This is a genomic window from Lawsonibacter hominis, assembly GCF_014287895.1.
Classification (GTDB): Bacteria; Bacillota; Clostridia; order Oscillospirales; family Oscillospiraceae; genus Lawsonibacter_A; species Lawsonibacter_A hominis.
The window spans coordinates 18,744-37,998 of record NZ_JACOPP010000005.1 but is presented as its reverse complement, the minus strand read 5'-3'; the positions used below and the strand labels follow the sequence as shown (position 1 = coordinate 37,998).

At 61.2% G+C, this 19,255-nt stretch carries 24 protein-coding genes and 1 other annotated feature; of the genes, 19 read left to right on the top strand and 5 right to left on the bottom strand.

Annotated elements, in window-relative coordinates; all coding sequences use genetic code 11:
• Positions 1-47 precede the first annotated feature (47 nt).
• From H8S57_RS05315 to H8S57_RS05305, 3 genes are all read left to right on the top strand, one after another.
• Positions 48-764 (top strand): tRNA threonylcarbamoyladenosine dehydratase, encoded by a 717-nt coding sequence (locus tag H8S57_RS05315; protein ID WP_186907045.1) that lies wholly within the window; start codon positions 48-50, stop codon positions 762-764.
• Between the two features lie 87 nt (positions 765-851).
• Positions 852-1,220, top strand: coding sequence for a sulfite exporter TauE/SafE family protein (locus H8S57_RS05310; RefSeq protein ID WP_243204707.1), 369 nt, complete (start codon positions 852-854; stop codon positions 1,218-1,220).
• Positions 1,220-1,600, top strand: coding sequence for a sulfite exporter TauE/SafE family protein (locus tag H8S57_RS05305; RefSeq protein ID WP_186907043.1), 381 nt, complete (start codon positions 1,220-1,222; stop codon positions 1,598-1,600). The genes H8S57_RS05310 and H8S57_RS05305 overlap by 1 nt, the downstream gene beginning before the upstream one ends.
• On the opposite strand, the gene H8S57_RS05300 is transcribed toward H8S57_RS05305, so the two are convergent.
• Both H8S57_RS05300 and ruvX read right to left on the bottom strand, forming a co-directional pair.
• Complete coding sequence (locus tag H8S57_RS05300) at positions 1,563-1,874, bottom strand: putative quinol monooxygenase (protein ID WP_186907042.1); 312 nt, start codon at positions 1,872-1,874, stop codon at positions 1,563-1,565. The genes H8S57_RS05305 and H8S57_RS05300 overlap by 38 nt on opposite strands.
• Before the next feature lie 32 nt (positions 1,875-1,906).
• Positions 1,907-2,329: a Holliday junction resolvase RuvX gene (gene ruvX, locus H8S57_RS05295; RefSeq protein WP_186907041.1), complete on the bottom strand. Its 423-nt coding sequence runs from the start codon at positions 2,327-2,329 to the stop codon at positions 1,907-1,909.
• A 374-nt stretch (positions 2,330-2,703) separates the two neighbouring features.
• Between ruvX and rpmG the strand changes: the two genes are divergently transcribed.
• The 5 genes from rpmG to rplA all read left to right on the top strand — a co-directional run bounded on the left by rpmG (position 2,704) and on the right by rplA (position 5,003).
• Positions 2,704-2,868 (top strand): 50S ribosomal protein L33, encoded by a 165-nt coding sequence (gene rpmG, locus H8S57_RS05290; protein WP_186907040.1) that lies wholly within the window; start codon positions 2,704-2,706, stop codon positions 2,866-2,868.
• Between the two features lie 41 nt (positions 2,869-2,909).
• A complete protein-coding gene (secE, locus tag H8S57_RS05285) occupies positions 2,910-3,239 on the top strand; it encodes a preprotein translocase subunit SecE (protein ID WP_186907039.1) in 330 nt (109 codons plus the stop codon).
• Positions 3,240-3,247: 8 nt separating this feature from the next.
• On the top strand, positions 3,248-3,772 hold the full coding sequence (gene nusG, locus H8S57_RS05280; RefSeq protein WP_186907038.1) for a transcription termination/antitermination protein NusG: 525 nt from the start codon (positions 3,248-3,250) through the stop codon (positions 3,770-3,772).
• A 92-nt stretch (positions 3,773-3,864) separates the two neighbouring features.
• On the top strand, positions 3,865-4,290 hold the full coding sequence (rplK, locus tag H8S57_RS05275; protein ID WP_186907037.1) for a 50S ribosomal protein L11: 426 nt from the start codon (positions 3,865-3,867) through the stop codon (positions 4,288-4,290).
• A 20-nt stretch (positions 4,291-4,310) separates the two neighbouring features.
• Complete coding sequence (rplA, locus tag H8S57_RS05270) at positions 4,311-5,003, top strand: 50S ribosomal protein L1 (RefSeq protein ID WP_186907036.1); 693 nt, start codon at positions 4,311-4,313, stop codon at positions 5,001-5,003.
• Positions 5,004-5,666: 663 nt separating this feature from the next.
• Here rplA and rplL read toward each other — a convergent pair.
• Positions 5,667-6,041 (bottom strand): 50S ribosomal protein L7/L12, encoded by a 375-nt coding sequence (gene rplL, locus H8S57_RS05265; RefSeq protein WP_186907035.1) that lies wholly within the window; start codon positions 6,039-6,041, stop codon positions 5,667-5,669.
• 50 nt (positions 6,042-6,091) lie between these two features.
• Complete coding sequence (gene rplJ / locus H8S57_RS05260) at positions 6,092-6,628, bottom strand: 50S ribosomal protein L10 (protein ID WP_186907034.1); 537 nt, start codon at positions 6,626-6,628, stop codon at positions 6,092-6,094.
• A gap of 44 nt (positions 6,629-6,672) precedes the next feature.
• Positions 6,673-6,808 (bottom strand) — a sequence feature (ribosomal protein L10 leader region).
• Positions 6,809-6,878: 70 nt separating this feature from the next.
• Here rplJ and H8S57_RS05255 point away from each other — a divergent pair.
• The 3 genes from H8S57_RS05255 (at position 6,879) to H8S57_RS05245 (ending at position 9,733) form a co-directional block, all read left to right on the top strand.
• Complete coding sequence (locus H8S57_RS05255) at positions 6,879-7,016, top strand: hypothetical protein (RefSeq protein WP_186907033.1); 138 nt, start codon at positions 6,879-6,881, stop codon at positions 7,014-7,016.
• A gap of 349 nt (positions 7,017-7,365) precedes the next feature.
• Positions 7,366-8,355, top strand: a complete 990-nt coding sequence (locus tag H8S57_RS05250; protein ID WP_186907032.1) for a carbohydrate kinase family protein — start codon at positions 7,366-7,368, stop codon at positions 8,353-8,355.
• Positions 8,356-8,404: 49 nt separating this feature from the next.
• The gene (locus tag H8S57_RS05245; protein ID WP_186907031.1) at positions 8,405-9,733 is read left to right on the top strand and encodes an ABC transporter substrate-binding protein; all 1,329 of its coding nucleotides are present in this window, start codon (positions 8,405-8,407) and stop codon (positions 9,731-9,733) included.
• Positions 9,734-9,774: 41 nt separating this feature from the next.
• On the opposite strand, the gene H8S57_RS05240 is transcribed toward H8S57_RS05245, so the two are convergent.
• Positions 9,775-10,011: a hypothetical protein gene (locus H8S57_RS05240; protein WP_186907030.1), complete on the bottom strand. Its 237-nt coding sequence runs from the start codon at positions 10,009-10,011 to the stop codon at positions 9,775-9,777.
• Between H8S57_RS05240 and H8S57_RS05235 the strand changes: the two genes are divergently transcribed.
• The 8 genes from H8S57_RS05235 to H8S57_RS05200 all read left to right on the top strand — a co-directional run bounded on the left by H8S57_RS05235 (position 10,010) and on the right by H8S57_RS05200 (position 19,253).
• Complete coding sequence (locus H8S57_RS05235; RefSeq protein WP_186907029.1) at positions 10,010-10,846, top strand: carbohydrate ABC transporter permease; 837 nt, start codon at positions 10,010-10,012, stop codon at positions 10,844-10,846. The two genes, H8S57_RS05240 and H8S57_RS05235, sit on opposite strands and share 2 nt — an antisense overlap.
• 15 nt (positions 10,847-10,861) lie before the next feature.
• Positions 10,862-11,713, top strand: coding sequence for a carbohydrate ABC transporter permease (locus H8S57_RS05230; RefSeq protein ID WP_243204706.1), 852 nt, complete (start codon positions 10,862-10,864; stop codon positions 11,711-11,713).
• 80 nt (positions 11,714-11,793) lie between these two features.
• On the top strand, positions 11,794-13,692 hold the full coding sequence (locus tag H8S57_RS05225; protein ID WP_186907028.1) for an FAD-dependent oxidoreductase: 1,899 nt from the start codon (positions 11,794-11,796) through the stop codon (positions 13,690-13,692).
• Positions 13,693-13,747: 55 nt separating this feature from the next.
• The gene (locus tag H8S57_RS05220; RefSeq protein ID WP_186907027.1) at positions 13,748-14,773 is read left to right on the top strand and encodes a zinc-dependent alcohol dehydrogenase; all 1,026 of its coding nucleotides are present in this window, start codon (positions 13,748-13,750) and stop codon (positions 14,771-14,773) included.
• 25 nt (positions 14,774-14,798) lie between these two features.
• Positions 14,799-16,646, top strand: coding sequence for an FAD-dependent oxidoreductase (locus H8S57_RS05215; protein WP_186907026.1), 1,848 nt, complete (start codon positions 14,799-14,801; stop codon positions 16,644-16,646).
• Positions 16,647-16,655: 9 nt separating this feature from the next.
• The gene (locus H8S57_RS05210) at positions 16,656-17,540 is read left to right on the top strand and encodes a D-psicose 3-epimerase (RefSeq protein WP_186907025.1); all 885 of its coding nucleotides are present in this window, start codon (positions 16,656-16,658) and stop codon (positions 17,538-17,540) included.
• The gene (locus H8S57_RS05205; protein ID WP_186907024.1) at positions 17,537-18,568 is read left to right on the top strand and encodes a zinc-dependent alcohol dehydrogenase family protein; all 1,032 of its coding nucleotides are present in this window, start codon (positions 17,537-17,539) and stop codon (positions 18,566-18,568) included. Before H8S57_RS05210 ends, H8S57_RS05205 begins: the two co-directional genes overlap by 4 nt.
• 82 nt (positions 18,569-18,650) lie before the next feature.
• Positions 18,651-19,253 carry a DUF624 domain-containing protein gene (locus H8S57_RS05200; protein ID WP_186907023.1) on the top strand — a complete coding sequence of 201 codons (603 nt, stop codon included), beginning with the start codon at positions 18,651-18,653 and terminating at the stop codon, positions 19,251-19,253.
• Positions 19,254-19,255: the final 2 nt, after the last annotated feature.

Genomic DNA, 19,255 nt, shown 5'->3' with positions numbered 1-19,255 from the left:
ATGGGGCCGCTCCCCCTTCGGCCGGCACAGTATGGGAGGCCTTTGCGATGGACGAACGATTTTTACGCACGGAAATGCTCCTGGGCCGGGAAGGCATGGCGCGGCTGAACGCCGCCCACGTGGCCGTATTCGGCCTGGGCGGCGTGGGCAGCTGGTGCGCCGAGGCCCTGGCCCGCTCCGGCGTGGGCGCGCTCACCCTCATCGACCATGACGAGGTGGGCCTTACCAACCTGAACCGGCAGGCGGAAGCCACGGTCTCCACCCTGGGCCGGCCCAAGGCCCAGGCCATGGCGGAACGTGCGGCGGACATCAACCCGGAATGCCGCCTCACCGTTCTGGCCGAGAAATACGAGCCGGAGACCCGGGAGCGGTTTTTCGGGACGCGGTACGACTATGTGGTGGACTGCATCGACCTGGTTTCCTGCAAGCTGGACCTGATCGAGACCGCCCTGAGCCGCGGCCTTCCCATCCTCTCTTCCCTGGGCACCGGCAATAAGCTGGACCCCTCGCAGTTCCGCATTGGGGACCTGGCCCAGACCGAGGGCTGTCCCCTGGCCCGGGTGGTGCGCAAGGAGCTGCGTAAGCGGGGCATCCTCCACCACCGGGTCCTATGGTCGCCGGAGGCGCCAAAGGCCGCCGAACAGCGGGAAGCTCCCCCGCCCGGCCGCCGCAGTGTTCCCGGCAGCGTGGCCTGGGTTCCCCCGGTCGCCGGCCTTATGCTGGCGGGCGACGTGGTCATGGCTCTGACCGGTCTGCAGCCGTAAGCGCCGGCGGGCGCATCGTCCGCCTCCCTGCTTTCGCGCATAAAAGATCCCTCCATTGGCAAACTAACGCCAATGGAGGGATGCTTTTTGGAAAAACAGACTTCGTCCCGGCTGCGCAGCGCGGCAGCCGGAGGCGCCGCCGGCCTTGCCAACGGCTTTTTCGGCGGCGGCGGGGGCATGATCCTGGTGCCCCTGCTCACCCGCTGGTGCGGATTGGACCAGCGCCGGGCCTTCGCCACGTCCATCGCCATCATCCTGCCCCTGTGCGCACTCTCCTCGGCGATCTACTTCCTCCGGGGCGGGCTGGATCTGACGGCCGCCCTTCCCTATCTGGCCGGCGGGCTGGCAGGAGGCTTTCTCGGCGGGCGGGTGTTCAAGCGTCTGAATATGACCTGGCTGCGGCGGGCCTTCGCCCTGCTCATCCTCTACGGCGGCGTCAAGGCCCTCTTGTTCTGATGGGCTGGCTCGTTCCGCTCATCGCCGGGGCGGCCACCGGCGTACTCTCCGGCTTCGGTATCGGCGGCGGCACGCTGCTGCTGATCTATATGACCGCCTTCGCCGGCATCCCCCAGACCCTGGCCCAGGGGATCAATCTGCTCTACTTTCTCCCCACCGCGGCCACGGCCCTGCCCGCCCACATCAAAAATGGATATATCGACCGGGGCGCCCTGCTCCCGGCCATTCTGACCGGACTGGCCGGGACCGCGCTGGCCGCCTGGGCCGCTACCGCCCTGGATGTGGAACTGCTCCACCGATGCTTCGGCGGCTTTCTCATCGTCATCGGCCTGCGGGAACTGTTCAGCAAACCGGCGCAGGGGGATCAAACCGCTGGATGACGCACTCCGCCACATAAATGCGCTTGAGCTCCTGCAGCTGCGCCATGTGCTTCGTCCCCCTGTGGCGCTCCACCGCCGCCTGATCCGCCCAGTGCTCCAGCAGGAAGAGACGGTCCGGATCATCCAGCGCCGCAAAATACTCATATCGGAGGCACCCCGCCTCCGCCCGGGTCTCGCTTAAGATTCCGTGCCGCGTTACTTCTTCCACAAACCGCTCCCGCATGCCGGGCTTCGCCTGATAGATCACGTTCACCACAATCGCATTTACCGCCATTTTGACCGTTCTCCTTTTCCTCCGTACCGTAATTAGGGCTTCTGCGTTCTCTTGTAGGTCAGATAGCCCTCCAGGATCAACGTCGCCGCCACTGCGTCCACCGTCTTTTTGTGCTCTTTCATCCGCTTGCCGGAGGCATGGAGGATGTTGTGGGCCTCCACCGTGGTCCGGCGCTCGTCCCAGAGCACCGGCCTGCGGCCCACCGCCTCTTCCACCCGGTCCGCAAACGCACGATAGCGCTCTGCCCGGGGCCCCTCGGTGCCGTCCATGTTTCGTGGAAAGCCCATCACCAGCTCCTCCACGCCGTGTTCCGCCGCGATCCGCGCCAGCTCTTCCGCCACAAACTCCGGTTTGCGGCTGCGGATCACGGCAGTGTGTCCGGCCAGAAGGCCGGTTGGATCCGAAATGGCCACGCCCGTTCGGGCGTCGCCGTAATCAATGGCCATAATGCGCAACGATATCCTCTCCTCTGCTCTCACAGTGAAACGCTCCCGCGAAGCGGCCGCACGGCGGCGGCTTCGTACGCTACGCATTATACAGGGAAACCATGTAAAAAACAAGGAAAAAGCCTTGACTTGCCGGAACAGCTATGATAAACTATTTTCACCTATGAAAAAGGGCTCTTTTTTTGTGCGCATTTTTACGGTGTGATGACGCATGAAACCCTTTCCCTTCCAACGGAGGACATAGGGAGGCAAGCTTGCCGGATCCGCACCGTAACGTAGATCGGGGCGCGCAAAGCGCGCCCGTGCGTTGCTGGATTCGGCCCACAGGCCGCGTCCGGCATTTTTTATGTCCGCGGCCAACAAATGAAGGAGGTGCCGAACACATGGCAAAGGTTGGTTCCCGGGTGAAGATCACCCTGCGCTGCGCCGAGTGCAAGCAGAGAAACTACGTCACCAACAAGAACAAGAAGAATACTCCCGACCGTCTGGAGCTGAACAAGTACTGCCCCTTCTGCAGGAAGCACACGGTTCACAACGAGACCAAGTAATGAGTGCTGAAACGGCTCAGAAGAAAGAAGGGTTAAACGGAATGTCTGAAAACGAGAAGCTCGAGCAGGCCTCTGTCGAGGAAGAAGGAACGGCCGCCCCCGAAAAGCCCGCCAAGGCGGACAAAAAGAAGGACGCTAAGCCCGACAAGAAAAAGGACGCCAAGCCCGGCATCTTCGCCCGCATCGGCAAGTGGTTCAAGGAAATGAAGAGCGAGCTGAAGAAGGTCGTCTGGCCCACCGGCAAGCAGACCCTCAACAACACCATCATCGTCATCGTCTGCTGCATTATCGTGGGCATTTGCATCTGGCTGTTCGACTGGCTGGCCAGCTCCGTGATCAGCGCCCTGCTGGCCCTGTTCGGCAAGGGTTAGGGTGCGAAATGGCTGACAACGCGAAATGGTATGTGGCCCATACCTATTCCGGCTATGAGAACACTGTGGCCGCCAGCATCGAGAAAGCCGTGGAAAACCGCGGCATGCACGAGCTGATCCACGAGGTCAACATACCCATGGAGACTGTCACCGAGATCACCGACAACGGCCCCAAGACCGTGGAACGCAAGGTATTTCCCGGCTACGTGCTGGTTAAGATGGTCATGACGGACGAGACCTGGCACCTGGTGCGCAACGTCCGCGGCGTCACCGGCTTCGTAGGCTCGGGCAACAAGGCGATTCCCCTCACGGACGAGGAGATCGCCGCCCTGGGCGTGGAGAAACGCGAGATCGTCGTGGGCTATCAGGTGGGTGACAGCGTGAAGATCACCGACGGCGCTCTGGAATCCTTTCTGGGCACCGTGGAGGAGATCGACCTGGACCGCAGCAAGGTCCGCGTCGTAGTCTCCATGTTTGGCCGCGAGACCCCGGTCGAGCTGGAGCTCGACCAGGTGGAGCCGGTCAACCGCTAAGGGCCGCCTGGCGGCCTTATCCCCCGCACGTGGGAGGGACCCGGAACGGGTTCCGCTTCCAACCACATTTTTCGTAGGAGGTGCTGTTTCAAATGGCACAGAAAGTTACTGGTTACGTCAAACTGCAGATTCCGGCCGGCAAGGCGACTCCCGCTCCCCCCGTGGGTCCCGCCCTCGGCCAGCACGGCATCAATATCGCCGCTTTTACCAAGGAATTCAACGAGCGCACCAAGAACGACGTGGGCCTGATCATCCCCGTGGTCATCACCGTCTACGCCGACCGCTCCTTCACCTTCATCACCAAGACGCCTCCCGCCGCCGTCCTCATTAAGAAGGCGTGCAGCATCGAGTCCGGCTCCGGCGTCCCCAACAAGACCAAGGTGGCCACCATCAGCAAAGAGGACGTGCGCAAGATCGCCGAGACCAAGATGCCCGACCTGAACGCGGCCAGCATCGAGGCGGCCATGAGCATGATCGCCGGCACCGCCCGCTCCATGGGCGTTGTGGTCGGCGAGTAAGGCGAAGGAGGGTAAGTGTAATGTTTAGAGGCAAGAAATATCAGGAGAGCGCCAAGCTCATCGACAAGGCCGCCCTGTACGATACCGCTGAGGCCATGGAGCTGGTGGTCAAGACCGCTCCCGCCAAGTTCGATGAGACCGTAGAACTGCACGTGAAGCTGGGCGTGGACTCCCGCCATGCCGACCAGCAGGTCCGCGGTGCCATCGTCCTCCCCCACGGCACCGGCAAGACCCAGCGCGTGCTGGTCTTCGCCAAGGGCGACAAGGCCGAAGCCGCCAAGGCAGCCGGCGCCGACTTTGTGGGCGAGATGGACATGGTGGAGAAGATCCAGAAGGAAAACTGGTTTGACTACGACGTGGTCGTGGCTTCCCCCGACATGATGGGCGTCGTGGGCCGCCTGGGTAAGATCCTGGGCCCCAAGGGCCTGATGCCCTCCCCCAAGGCGGGCACGGTCACGCCCGACGTGGCCAAGGCCGTCACCGAAATCAAAGCCGGTAAAGTGGAGTACCGTCTGGACAAGACCAACATCATCCACTGCCCCATCGGCAAGGTCTCCTTCGGCGCGGAGAAGCTCACGGAGAACTTCAACGCTCTTATCGGCGCCATCGTCAAGGCCAAGCCCTCCGCGGCAAAGGGACAGTACATCCGCTCCTGCGTATGTGCTTCCACCATGGGCCCCGGCGTGAAGATCAACTCCGCCAAGCTGATGTAATTACGGGGCGCTCGGGCGTGTGGAGCCGTGCGGATGGACCGGTGTAAGGACGCGTATCGCACATCCGCCGGAGCGTGACGAACTCTTCCCGATAGGTTGTGTTTCCCTGTGGTAAAAAATGCCGTGCCGCCCAGAAGCGGCACGGCATTTTTGATCCCCCCTGCCGCCGCACGGTCGCTGCGTCTTTGCCGTCCCATGGGGCGGTCTACGCCTTGCGAGTGGACCTCTGCCCCACTTCGCGGCGTTCCCCCGCAGCTGTGTATGATAGAGACTCCCATGCGCGCCGCTGCGTCCGGTCTCGGGAATCAAGGATATACTCCGGGAGCTTGAGCCGCGCCTCGCGGATACGCTCGCCGCAATCCTTATCTTTCGCACATTTTTCTTGACTTCAGCATCGATTTTGACCGTCCCTTCCAAAGCAAAAGGACATCCGAACGGATGTCCTTTTGCTTTGGGCTCCGAGCGTGTCAGCCGTGCCACTCTTTGGCGATAGTCATGCGAAGCCGGAGCCGAGACTGCCGGCGCAAAGGGGATGGGCTGCGCGTTCAGATTGAATGAGCACTCAACCAAAAGCCCGGAGCAGCTTAAGCTGCTCCGGGCTTTTGTGGAACAAAGTGAGAGGAAATGGTCTCCTGCTCGACCACAAGCTGCGGTAGGGAAAGCTTACTTCAGCTCTACCTTAGCGCCGACTTCCTCGAGCTTCTTCTTCAGTTCCTCGGCCTCGTCCTTGGAGACACCTTCCTTGATGGCCTTGGGGGCAGCCTCGACCGCGGCCTTGGCCTCAGCCAGGCCCAAGCCGGTGATCTCGCGGACAGCCTTGATGACCTTGATCTTCTCAGCGCCGATTTCGGCCAGCACGACGTCGAACTCGGTCTTCTCCTCGGCGGCGGGAGCGGCAGCGCCGCCGGCAGCGGGAGCGGCCATAGCGGCGGCGGAAACGCCGAACTCATCCTCCAGGGCGTGAACGAGCTCGGAAAGCTCCAGAACGGTCAGGCCCTTAACCTCTTCGATGAGGGCAGTAATCTTCTCAGAAGCCATGATATGTTACCTCCTAATAAATGTTGTGTTTTGAGAAAATGGGGTGGGACTTACTCGGCGGCGGCGGGGGCCTCGGCCTCTACCGTACCGCCCTTCTGCTCGCAGATCGCCTTCAGGACGATCGCCAGACTGGTGATGGGGGCCAGCATGGTGCCCAGGACCTGAGCCTGCAGGGCCTCCTTGGAGGGCAGCTCGGCCAGGGCCCGGATCTCGTCCATGGAGAGCACCTTGCCGTCCATGAAGCCGGCCTTGATGGTAAACTTGGCGCCGTTGAACTGCTTGGCGAACTTGTTGATCACGCGCATGGGGGCGATGGGATCGCCGTGGGACAGGGCCATGGAAGTGGTGCCGTTGAGAACGGGATCCATCTCCTCCATACCCACGTTGTTGATGGCGAAGCGCACCAGGGTGTTTTTCACCACGGCGTAGTCCAGCTCATTCTTGCGGCACTCGGCGCGCAGAGCGGTATCCTGGGCCACGGTGATGCCCTTGTAGTCCACCAATACGCCGCTGGAAGCGCTCTTGAGCTTCTCGGTCAGCTCAGCCACGATGGCCTGCTTCTCACTGAGAACCTTTGCGTTAGGCATTTGGAATTCACCTCCGTTGGATTTGAGTTCAACTTTCCCGATGCAGACGCAACAAAAAAGCTGCTTTCGCATTCAAAGCAGCGAAAACAGCACAAAAAAATCTCGTTCGTTGTGGCTGCATTCTCGGCAGGAGTTACGGCTTACGCCCCCTGCTGTCTTTGAACACGACTGATAGTATATCATCCCAAACGGGACATGTCAAGCGTGATTTACCAAAAAACAAGGGTACCTTGTAAGAGTCCAATACATATTGGACTCTTACAAGAAGATCATCCGCATCATGCCGAACACGCCCTGCACCGTGGGCGAGGGGATGATCCTCCTGTGCCGCAGCGTCTGCTTCGACGCGGTCGAGGCAGCATACCAGAAGGCGAAGCAGCTCGGCTGAGCTTTTCTGGCAAACTGAGGCCTCCGGCTAAGTGAGGCTGTAAGATCAAGGCAGACGCATGGAAACCCACCATGTGCCTGCCTTTTCTTTGTACCAAAAAATGACGGGGGTGTTGATTCCATCCAATAGCGCAGCGCTCCCGCTTTTCGGTTTTGTTCCCGCCTACGCAGACACGGCAGAATGCACAATTCAGGTCAAGTCCACTTGTACGATTCACACAGAAAGTTATTTTTGTGGATTTTCAACACAAAACCCGATTGACACTTCCGGCTTACTATGCTACTATGTCAATGACTTAATTTATTTAATTAATAAATTGAGATAAGAAGAAGTAACGGAGTATACGCTTATGTATGATATTTGTGCGCTGGGTGAAGTCCTGATCGATGCGATTGCGAGTGCGGATACGTGCATACAGATTACTGGCAACGCGGGCGGCGCCCCGGCGAATGTGCTGACCTGCGGCACGCGGATGGGTCTGAAAACGGCCTTCCTCGCCAAGGCCGGCGGCGATTTCATCGGGAACTGGCTCAAGGGCGTTCTGGATGAGGTCGGCATCGACACGGCGGGCATGATTCTGGATCCGTCGAAAAACACCACGATCGCCATGGTCTCGCTGGACGAAGCCGGCAACCGCAGCTTTTCCTTCTATCGGATCGGCTGCGCCGATGTGAGCCTGACAAAGGAAGAGCTTCGGCTGGACCTGATCGAGCAGTCCCGCATCTTCCATTTCGGATCCGTTTCCATGACGGAAGAACCGGCCCGCTCGGCGACGCTCGCCGCGGCCCGCTATGCCAGGGAAAAGGGCCTACTCGTTTCCTACGATCCCAATCTGCGCCGGAATCTCTGGTGCGACGAGCAGACCGCGGCAAAGTACATCAAAGAGGGCCTTACGCTCTGCGACGTGGCAAAGCTGTCGGATGAAGAGTGCCGTTTCCTCTACGGCGACCAAGACATCCCGTCGCAGGGCCGTCAGATGCTGCGTGACTATCCGAGCCTGCGGCTTTTGTTCGTGACCTGCGGCGGCGCGGGCAGCTACGTTTTCTGCGGCGATCAGATGCAGTATGCGCCCGGCTATTCAGTCAAGGTCGCCGACACGACCGGCGCCGGGGACACCTTCATGGGCGCCGTGCTCTATCAGCTTCTGCAGCACGGCGGCGCAGACTGGTCCTCCGCGGAGCTGCAGTCGCTCCTTCGCTTCGGCAACGCCGCCAGCGCGCTCTCCGTGCAGCGCTTCGGCGCCATTCCCGCCATCCCCGGCAAGGCCGACGTGGAAGCGTTTCTGGCGGAACACCCCGCTCCCGAAGGCTCGGGCCAGACGCTTCATACCCCGGCATAAAAAGAAGTTTGATACCGAAAAAGGTATTAAATAGAAATGGAGGATTGTTATGAAAAAGGTAATCGCAACGCTCCTGGCCGTACTGATGATTGGCTCTCTTGTCGCCTGCAGCGGCACCCCGTCAACCAACGAGACCCCCGCTCCGGCCAATGAAACCAAAGACGTCGCCGTTTCCGCTGGCACCAACGGCGAAGACGTCACCATCCGGATGTGGACCTTCCTGGACCCCACCAACACCAGCAATGGCCGTTCCATCGCTCTGCAGAAAATGATCGACCGCTTTGAGTCGGAGAATCCCGGCGTGAAGATCGTTGTCGAGCCGCAGCAGTGGGACACCATGACCGGTAAGTTCATGGCAGCCGCCACCACCGGCGAAGCTCCCGACATCATGTGGTGCGCCCGCGACGAGCTGTTTGGCGTTCTGAACGCCGGCCTGCTGGAGCCGCTGGAGAACCTGTTCATGGGCAGCTGGACCCAGGATCAGATCGACGACGTCGATGACGGCTTCTTCCGCTTCGGCGAGCGCGACGGCAAGCACTACACACTCTGCCTCAACAAGAACTGCACCGGCTTCTTCTACCGCGAAGACCTTCTGGAGGCCGCGGGCCTGGAAGTCCCCACCACCTTCGATGAGCTCTACAACGCCGCCCAGGTGCTGACGAGGGAGATCGACGGCCAGCAGGTCTACGGTCTCGGCATGAGCTTCTCCACCGAAAGCAACGACGCCCAGGCGATCGTCAACTGGCTGCTCCAGGAGCAGGGTACCCTCTTCAACGAGGACGGCACTGCCAAGTGGGCTAACGAGAGCGGTGTTGCCGCTCTGGAATGGATCAAGAAGTGCATCGACACCGGCGTCACCCCGGCTGACTCCGTCAACAAGACCATCGAGGACATCTACACCGAGTTTGCCTCCGGCAAATACGCCATGACCATCGCCTCTGCGGTCCGTCTCGGCACGTCCCGCGCCAACGCCTCCTTCGACGGCTCCACCATCCAGTTCGCGCCCCTGCCCGGCGGCACGATCATCGACGGCTGGTTCGCCGGCGTCTACAGCGGCTCCAAGAACAAGGAGCTCGCCGGCAAATTCCTTGAGCTCATGTACGACAACGAATCCGACCTGCTGTGGATCAACGACGGTGCGCAGGCTCCGAACCGCAAGTCCACGGTGGAGCAGATCACCATCGACGACAGCAACAAGTACCTCAACAGCATGCTTGAGGCCTTCTCGGACGGCTGGCTGCCCTCCAACACCCAGGCGTTCGTCGGCTGGAAGCTCGACCTCAACCGCCCGGTCCAGGCCATCCTGACCGGTGAGACCGACTACATGAAGGCGCTCAGCGATGCAGAGACGATCTTCAACACCAACAACAACCGTTAACATTCCCGCTGTTTTCTCCCTGCGGGAGCCCCTGACGCTGATCAGGGGCTCCCGGACAGGGTGTCCCAATGGAAGGAAATGCGTTTTTGTGAAAAAAACGCATTTCCTTCCATTGGAACCGGCAAAACGGCCCGTGCACGGCCGCCGGCGGAGACTTTTCCGCCCTGCTGCGCAGTCTGCGCCAAAAATGATCTATCAACATTTTCCCTGAAAGGGGCAACCATGTGGAGGGCAAAACTTGTGAAACGGAAAGAAAAACGCACACAGCTCAGATCCATGGGATATGTGGCACCGGCCATGCTCGTGCTCATCTTCCTGCTGGTCATCCCTCTCTTTTATACGCTCTATTGCAGCCTTTATAATCTGGACTATCTGGTAAAGGGCGACTTTGTCGGCCTCGGCAACTATCTGCGGCTTCTGAAAGACGTCCGCATCAGCAAGTCCCTCCTGTTCACGTTTGAGATCACCATCATCTCCACACTCCTGTCGGTCGGCATCGGCCTGCTCCTGGCGCTCTGGGTGGACCGGGAACACGGCCTGTTCGCCTACCTCATCGAGATGTTCGGCCTGATTCCCTGGGTCATCTCCATGATGGTCGCGGCCCTCCTGTGGCGCTGGCTCTTCAACGGCGACCTGGGCCTGTTCAATATGATCCTCAAGGCACTCGGCCACAACCCCATCTACGTGGTGGAAAACAAGAACTCGGCGATCATCGCCCTGATCTTCGTGCTGACGTGGCGTCTGGTCGGCTACGCCATGATCATGATCCTGGCCGGCCTCAAGAGCCTGGACCCGGTCCTGCTCGAGGCGGCAAAGGTGGACGGCGCCACGCCCTGGCAGCTGCTCTGGCACATCAAGCTGCCGCTCATCAAGACGCAACTCCTGCTGTCGATCATCGTCCTGACCGTTTCCAACTTCACCAACAACACCGTGCCGAAGGTCCTGACCAGCGGCGGGCCGAACGACGCCACCAACGTCATCACGCTCTTCCAGTACAATCTCGGCTTCCGCTATTATCAGTTCGGCACCTCTGCGGCGCTTTCCATTCTCATCATGCTGATCACCTCGCTGATCATCGTGCTGTATATCAAAGTGAGCAATTACAAAATCTGAGTCGGAAGGGAGCGTATGAAAGCCATGAATAAAACCGCGAAAAAGGCGGCCAGAAAAACATGTAGCGCGCTGATGCTGGTGGTCCTCGCCTTTCTGACGACCCTTCCGATCTTCTGGTGCATCATCACCTCTCTGAAAACGCCGCAGGACATCTCGGCCTATCCGCCGAAGGTCTTCAACTTCACCGTCACCTGGAACAACTATAAGCAGGTCTTTGCCCAGAGCTTCCTGCAGACCGCCTGGAACAGCGTCGTCTATTCTCTTCTGACCATCCTGGCCTGCCTGGTCCTCGGGTACCTTGCCGCCTACGGCTTCGAGCGCCGCCGCTTCCCGCTGAAAAAGCTGCTCTTTTACATCGTGGTCATCGGCATTCCGCTCTCCACGGGCAGCTCCGTCCTGCTGATTCCGAACTACCTCATGATGATGAAGCTCCATCTGACGAACCACTGGTATACGCTTCCGCTGCTCTACACGGCCTATAACCTGCCGCTCGTCATCTGGATGCTCATCTCCGGTGTACGCGGCCTGCCCCGGGAGATCGAGGAAGCGGCCCGCATCGACGGCTGCAGCCAGGCCTACATCATCACCCGCATCATCCCGCCGGTCATCCGTCCGTCCTTTGCGGCGGCGGCCCTGTTTGCCTTCATCGGCGCCTGGAACGAATTCATCACCGCCACGGTCATGGTCAACGGCTATGCGCTGAAAAACATCCAGATGGCCATTTACGACTATATCGGCTTCTTCGGCCAGGAGTGGGGCCCCCTCTGCGGCGCAGCAACACTTGCGATCATCCCGATTCTCCTGGTGTTCACGTTCCTCGGCAAGCAGCTGGTCAGCGGTCTGACTGCAGGCGCGGTCAAGGGCTGATACCGGACCTTTGCAATCAGCGGCTGAGCTCCAGTCGCTTTTTGCCCATCTGCTCATCTTTTTTCGATGTGAGGTGCACAATGAAAGAATACGTTCACGAAATTCCGGATCACACGCAGCAAGCTCCCCAAAAACGGCATTTTGATGTCGTCGTGGTCGGCGGCGGCATGAGCGGCCTCTGCGCGGCCATGGCTTCCGCGCGGCAGGGTGCAAAGACCGCCCTTGTACAGGACCGCAGCGTTTTCGGCGGCAACGCCAGCTCCGAGATGCGGATGCACATCTCCGGCGCGTCCTGCCACTGGGGCAAGAGAGACGCGGCAGAGACCGGCATCCTGATGGAGCTTCAGCTGGAGAACAAATACCTCAACGACAGCTACAACTATTCCATCTGGGACGGCGTTCTGTGGAACGCCGCGCAGGAAACGAAGAACCTGACGCTCTGCATGAACACCACCATGTCCGCTGTACACTCCGACGGAAAGCACATCTCCTCCATCGACTGTTATCAGATGACGACGGAGCTCTGGATGGAGCTGACGGCCGACGTCTTTGTGGATGCGACCGGCAACGGCACGCTCGGCTATATGGCCGGTGCCGAATACAAGATCGGCCGGGAGGGCAGGGACGAATACCGGGAAGAAGACGCCCCCGACGTGCCGGACGGCAAAACCATGGGCAACACGATCTATTTCGTGGCGGAGGACCGCGGCCATCCGGTGAAATTTGTGAAGCCCTCCTGGGCCTATACCTTTGACGAATCCGACTTCAAGCACCGGTACCACGGCGACATCGTGGTCTACCACAGCGCCGACGACGTCGTGGTGCTGAAACCGGGCGAGGATTATGAAAGCCACTCCGACGAGCTGGTGGAAAAATACGACGTCAAGAGTGGCTATTGGTGGATCGAGCTGGGCGGCGACTGGGACGACATCATCAGGCAGTCCGAGGACATCCGCTGGGAGCTTTACCGCACGGTCTACGGCGTGTGGGACCACATCAAAAACGGCGGCGACCACGGCGCGGAGAATTATGAGCTCGTCTGGGTCGGCAATCTGGGCGGCATGCGCGAGAGCCGCCGCCTGATGGGCGACTACGTCCTGAAGGAGCAGGACATCCTCGCCAACCGGATCTTTGAAGATGCCGTGGCCTACGGCGGCTGGCCCATGGACGAGCATACCGCCGCGGGCTTCGGGGCCAAGGGCCAGATCCCGTCCGTGGTCCGCTCCTTCAAGGGCCTCTATTCCATCCCCTATGGCTGCTACTGCTCCAGGACCATCGACAACCTGATGATGGCCGGGCGCGACATTTCCGCCTCCAAGCTCGCCATGGGCTCCACCCGCGTGATGGGCACCTGTGCTGTCGGCGGCGAGGCCGTCGGTGTGGCCGCGGCGAACGCCTCCCGGAAAAAGCTGACGCCCGCGCAGTACGGCAAACAGTATATGCACGAGCTCCAGCAAAAGCTCCTGGCCTGCGACCTGTACGTCATGGGGCAGAAAAACGAGGATCCGAACGACCTGGCGCTCCGCGCCTCTGTTTCCGCCAGCAGCGAACAGCCCGGCTTCGCCGCGAAAAATATCATCTCCGGCGTCACACGCCGGGAGGGCGGGCAGAGCAATCTCTGGCGCTCCGGCGCCCTGCGCGAAAGCGGCGAAACGCTCACGCTGACCCTTGCGGAGCCGGCGCCTGTCCATGAAGTCCGGCTGGTTTTCGACCCGGACCTCAGCGAGGAACGCTGCATCTCCGTTTCCAAGGCCTTCCTCCAGAAAGAGCCGACGGGCGTCGCCCGGACGCTGGTGAAGGACTACCGCGTGGAGCTTCTCCGCGCAGGCGCGGTCGTTGCCGCCCAAACGGCCACGGACAACCACCAGCGGCGGAACACCGCCGCCTTCAGTGGCGAGCTCTGCGACAGTGTGCGCGTACACGTTCTCGCCACCAATGGCTGCGAAGATGCCCGGATCTATGAGGTCCGGATCTATTGATTCATTTACCGGTGAATTGTTTTCACGCAAAACGCGCAAAAGGAGATTTGAAACTATGCTGCAAGAAGTGATGACTGCCCCCGGCGTGATCGAATTTCAGGATGTCGCCATCCCGGAGATCAAAGAAGACCAGGTCCTTGTGAAAATGATGCGTCTCGGCATCTGCGGCTCGGACATCCACGTCTATCACGGCAAACACCCCTACACCAAATATCCCGTGACCCAGGGCCATGAGGTCTCCGGTCAGATCGTCAAAGTCGGCAGCGCCGTGACCAGCCTCTCGGCGGGACAGAAGGTCGTGCTGGAGCCGCAGGTCACCTGCGGAAAATGCTATCCCTGCACACACGGCAAATACAACCTCTGCAACGAGCTCAAGGTTATGGGCTTCCAGACCACCGGTGCCGCCAGCGAGTATTTTGCCGTCGACGCCTCCAAGGTGGACGTCATTCCGGATTCCATGTCCTATGACGAGGCAGCGCTCATCGAGCCGCTGTCCGTCACGGTCCATGCCGCGAAGCGGTTCGAGGGCCTTGTCGGCGGAAACGTCGCCATCATCGGCTGCGGCCCCATCGGCCTCCTGCTTGCGCAGTCCTGCAAGGCGCTGGGCGCGGCCAAGGTGCTTATCACCGACGTCTCCGACTACCGGCTGGAGCTTGCCCGGTCCCTCGGCGCAGATTATGCGATCAACACCGCCAGGGTCAGCTATGCCGATGCAATCGAGCAGGTATTCGGCCCCGATAAGGCCGACGTCATCTACGAGTGCGCCGGAAACAACGCCACGATGGATATGGCCATCCAAAACAGCCGCAAGGGCGCAAAGATCATCCTCGTGGCCGTCTTTGCCGACTGGGCCAAGGTGGACCTCGCCCGCCTCAACGATTCCGAGCTCACGCTCGACACCGCGATGATGTACCGCCACGAGGATTACGTGGACGCGCTGCGCATCGTGGCCGAGGGCAAGGTGCAGCTCAAGCCGCTCATCACCCGGCACTTTGCCTTCAAAGACTTCCTCGCCGCCTACCGGTACATCGACGCCAACCGCGAGCACACCATGAAGGTGGTCGTGGATATTCAGGACTGAAAAGCCTGGGAAAGGTCAAAAAGCTATGGCTATCCATGAAAAAACAGCGTCCTTCGACGTCGTTGTCATCGGCGGCGGCTTTTCCGGCGTCTGCGCCGCGATTGCCGCAGCGCGCGAGGGCGTAAAGGTCGCGATCATTCAAAACCGTTCCGTTTTCGGCGGCACCGGCAGCTCTGAAACGCGCATGCACATCGTCGGCGCCAACTGCCACTCCTCCAAGCCCAACCTGCGCGAAACCGGCATCATCGAGGAGATTCTCCTGGAAAACAAGCGCCGCAATCCCTACGCCGACTTCCCCATCTTTGACATGATCATCTGGGAGAAGGTCAAGATGGAGGAAAACATCACGGCCTTCCTCAACACCAACATTGAGGACATCGTCACGGAGGACGGCCGCATCCGCGCCGTCATCGGCCATCAGAACACCACCGAGACCCGCTGGACCGTCTGCGGAACCATCTTTGTCGACGCAACCGGCCACGGCACGGTCGGCGTGCTGGCCGGGGCGGAGAGCCGTGTCGGCTCTGAATCCAAATACGAATTCAACGAGCCCACGGCCCCCGAGCAGGCCAACAGCAACAAAATGGGCAACACCATCATGTTCGCCGCGACGGACCGCGGCGAACCGGTGACGTTTATCAAGCCGGTCTGGGCCAACACCTATACGGAAGAGGACCTAAAATACCGTCCCCACGTGGATCATGTCTGCGCCCAGGCGGACGGCGGCGGCCTTGTGACCGTTGACGCCGGCAAAAATCAGCTCCCCGAGTTCTCCAATGTCGACGCCGGCTATTGGTGGATCGAACTCGGCGGCGACTGCGACGACATCATCCAGGAGAGCGAGCAGATCCGCGACGACCTCCTGAAGGTGCTCTACGGCGTCTGGGACCACATCAAGAACCAGGCGGACCACGGCGCACAGAACCTCGATCTCGAGTGGGTCAGCATGGTGCCCGGCTACCGGGAGAGCCGCCGCCTCATCGGCGACTATATCCTCAACGAAAACGACGTCCGCGCCAACCGCGTCTTTGACGACGCCGTCGCCTACGGCGGCTGGCCGATGGATGTCCATGTGCCGGGCGGCGCAAAGGAACTGGCCAGTGTCGGCTCCCGCGTCTATAATTTCGAAGGGCACTATTCCATCCCCTATCGCTGCTACTACAGCCGCAATGTCAAAAATCTGATGCTGGCGGGCCGGGACATCAGCACCTCCAAAATGGCGTTCTCCTCCTGCCGCGTCATGGGCACCTGCGCCGTCGGCGGCCAGGCCTCCGGCACCGCCGCCGCGCTGGCGGTCCGCTATGGCTGCGATCCGCGCGAGGTCGGCGAAAGGCACATCCGCGAGCTGCAGCAGCTCCTTCTGAAAAATGACTGCTACATACCCGGCCACCGCAACACCGACGAGTCCGATCTGGCGCGCAGCGCCTCGGTCTCTGCCACCAGTGAGACAGCCGGCGGCGAAGCCGTCCACGTCATCAACGGCTATTCCCGCGCCGTCGGCAAGGCTTCCAACTGCTGGATCTCCGCGCCGCTGACGCAGCCGCAGAGCCTCACGCTCACGCTCTCCGGGGCGGCCCCGGTGCAGGAGGTGCGCCTCACCTTTGATACCGATCTCAGCCATGAGATTCAGCCCTCGCTGATCAAAAATGTAAAAAAGCGCCAGGTCAAGGGCCTCCCGCACGAGCTCGTGCGGGACTACGACGTCGAGCTCCTGCTGGGCGGCGCCGTCGTGGCCGGCCGTGAGATGCGGGACAATGGGCAGCGTCTGAACCGCCTCGCCTTTGACGGCACTGTCTGCGATGCCGTCCGCGTCACGGTCCGTGCGACGCACGGCTGCCCCGAGGCCCGTATCTTTGAGATTCGCGTCTACTGAGGAACTGCCATGAAATACGGAATTTATTACGCCTATTGGGAAAAGGAATGGGGCGGGAACTTCGTCCCCTACACCGAAAAATGCGCCCGTCTGGGCTTTGACATCTTGGAAGTCGCCTGCGGCGCCTTCGACCGGGAGGACGACCGCTTCTTCCGGGAGCTGGCTGCGGCTGCAAAGGCCAACGGCCTCCGCCTGACCGGCGGCTACGGCCCTCGCAAAGGGCATGACCTCGCCGGCACCGACCCCGCCCAGGTGGAGGCCGCTTTCCGCTTCTACGCCGACATGTTTCGGAAAATGGAGTTGGCCGGGATCGACCGCCTCGGCGGTGCGCTCTATTCCTACTGGCCGGCGCAGTGTACGCCGGAGACCGACAAGGCCGCCGATACGGATCGGAGCGTCGCGCGGATGCAGCGCCTTGCGGATCTTGCCGCCGATCACGGCATCACGCTCTGCATGGAAGCGCTCAACCGCTTTGAAGGCTACATGATCAACACCGCGGACGAGTGCCTCGCCTATGTCCGGGCGGTGAACCGTCCCAACGTCAAGGTCATGCTGGACACCTTCCACATGAACATTGAAGAGGATTCCCTGACGGACGCCATCCGCAAGAGCGGCCCGCTGCTGGGCCATTTCCACGTCGGCGAGGCAAACCGCCGCTGCCCGGGCCCGAACGGCCGCTTCGACTGGGCCGCCATCGGCCGGGCGCTGCGCAGCATCGGCTACGCGGGCGGTGTCGTCATGGAACCGTTCGTGCGCATGGGCGGCCAGGTCGGCCGGGACGTTTCCCTCTGGCGGGACCTCTCCGGCGGCGCAAGCAATGAACAATTGGATCAGGACGCCGCGACTTCTCTCACCTGGCTGCGCAGCGTCATGGAGGGAAAGGACACACCATGAAAGGAACCTATTTTCTGGGAAACGGCGAATTTGAAACGCGGGACATGCCGGAGCATCCCCTTGCCCCGCACGAGGTGCTCATCCGGGTAGCCGCCTGCGGCGTCTGCGGCACGGACGTCCATATCTACCACGGCGACAAGGGCTCCGCCGCGGTGACGCCGCCGGTCGTGCTGGGCCACGAGCTCTCCGGCACGGTCGCCGCCGTCGGCGCGCAGGTCACAGGGCTGCGCGTGGGCGACCATGTCACCGTTGATCCCAACTGCTACTGCGGTGCGTGCCACTACTGCCGCATCGGCAAAAAACAGCTCTGCACCAGCCTTTATGCCATCGGCGTGAACCGTGACGGCGGCTTTGCCGAATACTGCTACGCACCGGAGGCGCAGTGTTTCCTGCTCGCGCCCGATGTGCCGCTGGAGTTCGGCGCCCTGGGCGAGCCGCTGGCCTGCTGCATCCACGGCATCGACCGGGCCCAAATCCGCGTGGGCGACACGGTCCTCGTCATCGGCGGCGGTGCCATCGGCCTTCTGATGGTCCAGCTCGCAAAGCTGTCCGGCGCCTCCCAGATCCTGCTGAGCGAGCCGGTGGCCATGCGCCGCGACATCGGCCTGCAGCTCGGCGCAGACGCCGCGATCGATCCCATCCGTGAAGATCTGAGTGCGCGTATTCGGGACTGCACCGGCGTGGACGGCGTCGATGTCGTCATCGAGTGCGTCGGCAACACCGCTGCCACGGCGCAGGCCTTCGCCTCCGCCAAGCGCGGCGCCACCCTGCTGCTCTTCAGCGTCCCCAAGGCCGGCGCGACCCATCCGCTCACCCTTGAAGACGTCTATCAGAAGGAACTGAAGATCGTCGGCTCCATGATCAACCCCGACACGCACCAGCGTGCCGTCGACATGATCAACCAGGGCCGTATCCAGCTGGCCCCCATCATCACGCACCGCTTCCCGGTGGAGCAGCTCAAGGATGCCATTCTGATGCAGATGTCCAGCGAATCGCTCAAAGTCCTGGTCGGGAGCAGCTTCGGCTGATCAAAATTTCGGAAGGGCGGGGATGCCAATTCCCGCCCTTTTATGCTATACTGAAGAAAAACGACACGACGGAGAACACAACATGAAAACCTTCTCTCAGGTCGTCCGGAATTACTGGGTCGATCTCATCCTGCTGAATCTCGCCTTCCTTCTCGGCTGCATCCCGGTCGTGACCATCCCGGCCTCGCTGGCGGCGCTTTGCAGCGCGGTGCTCCGCATGCAGCGCGCACAGGACGTCCACATCTTCCGGGACTTTTTCCGTGACGTCAGAACCCGGTTCCTCCGCTCCATGCTGCCGGGCTGCATCGCGCCTGTCGGCCTTGCGCTCTTCTTCCTGGGCTGGAACGCCTGCATGGCCGCCGCTTCCGGCCGGGGCCGGCTCCCGCTGCTCGCCGCCCTGCTTTTGTGGCTCTACGTCGTTTTTGCCTTCAGCATGTACGCCGTTCCCCTTGCCGCACAGCTGGAGCTTCCGCTGCGCGCGGTATTCCGCAACGCGCTCATTCTTCTCCTGGCCCGCACCTGGCAGAATATCGCGGCGCTGCTGCTGGTGGGCGCATGCACCCTGCTGCTCCTGCTCACAAGTCCGTTTCTGCTGCCGCTGGTCCTGTTCACGCATTTTTCGCTCTGCGCGCTGATCTGCATGAGCTTTGCCGAGGGCGGCATCCGGCAATGCATTGCCGGATGAGC

Coding starts and splice junctions, on each gene's coding strand:
- H8S57_RS05315 (WP_186907045.1), top strand. CDS start 48: ATGGACGAACGATTTTTACGCACGGAAATGCTCCTGGGCCGGGAAGGC.
- H8S57_RS05225 (WP_186907028.1), top strand. CDS start 11,794: ATGAAAGAATACGTTCACGAAATTCCGGATCACACGCAGCAAGCTCCC.
- H8S57_RS05305 (WP_186907043.1), top strand. CDS start 1,220: ATGGGCTGGCTCGTTCCGCTCATCGCCGGGGCGGCCACCGGCGTACTC.
- rplJ (WP_186907034.1), bottom strand. CDS start 6,628: ATGCCTAACGCAAAGGTTCTCAGTGAGAAGCAGGCCATCGTGGCTGAG.
- H8S57_RS05230 (WP_243204706.1), top strand. CDS start 10,862: ATGAAAGCCATGAATAAAACCGCGAAAAAGGCGGCCAGAAAAACATGT.
- H8S57_RS05200 (WP_186907023.1), top strand. CDS start 18,651: ATGAAAACCTTCTCTCAGGTCGTCCGGAATTACTGGGTCGATCTCATC.
- H8S57_RS05210 (WP_186907025.1), top strand. CDS start 16,656: ATGAAATACGGAATTTATTACGCCTATTGGGAAAAGGAATGGGGCGGG.
- rplL (WP_186907035.1), bottom strand. CDS start 6,041: ATGGCTTCTGAGAAGATTACTGCCCTCATCGAAGAGGTTAAGGGCCTG.
- rplA (WP_186907036.1), top strand. CDS start 4,311: ATGTTTAGAGGCAAGAAATATCAGGAGAGCGCCAAGCTCATCGACAAG.
- H8S57_RS05240 (WP_186907030.1), bottom strand. CDS start 10,011: ATGGATCTGAGCTGTGTGCGTTTTTCTTTCCGTTTCACAAGTTTTGCC.
- H8S57_RS05235 (WP_186907029.1), top strand. CDS start 10,010: ATGGGATATGTGGCACCGGCCATGCTCGTGCTCATCTTCCTGCTGGTC.
- nusG (WP_186907038.1), top strand. CDS start 3,248: ATGGCTGACAACGCGAAATGGTATGTGGCCCATACCTATTCCGGCTAT.
- rplK (WP_186907037.1), top strand. CDS start 3,865: ATGGCACAGAAAGTTACTGGTTACGTCAAACTGCAGATTCCGGCCGGC.
- rpmG (WP_186907040.1), top strand. CDS start 2,704: ATGGCAAAGGTTGGTTCCCGGGTGAAGATCACCCTGCGCTGCGCCGAG.
- H8S57_RS05245 (WP_186907031.1), top strand. CDS start 8,405: ATGAAAAAGGTAATCGCAACGCTCCTGGCCGTACTGATGATTGGCTCT.
- H8S57_RS05215 (WP_186907026.1), top strand. CDS start 14,799: ATGGCTATCCATGAAAAAACAGCGTCCTTCGACGTCGTTGTCATCGGC.
- H8S57_RS05250 (WP_186907032.1), top strand. CDS start 7,366: ATGTATGATATTTGTGCGCTGGGTGAAGTCCTGATCGATGCGATTGCG.
- H8S57_RS05300 (WP_186907042.1), bottom strand. CDS start 1,874: ATGGCGGTAAATGCGATTGTGGTGAACGTGATCTATCAGGCGAAGCCC.
- H8S57_RS05205 (WP_186907024.1), top strand. CDS start 17,537: ATGAAAGGAACCTATTTTCTGGGAAACGGCGAATTTGAAACGCGGGAC.
- H8S57_RS05220 (WP_186907027.1), top strand. CDS start 13,748: ATGCTGCAAGAAGTGATGACTGCCCCCGGCGTGATCGAATTTCAGGAT.
- secE (WP_186907039.1), top strand. CDS start 2,910: ATGTCTGAAAACGAGAAGCTCGAGCAGGCCTCTGTCGAGGAAGAAGGA.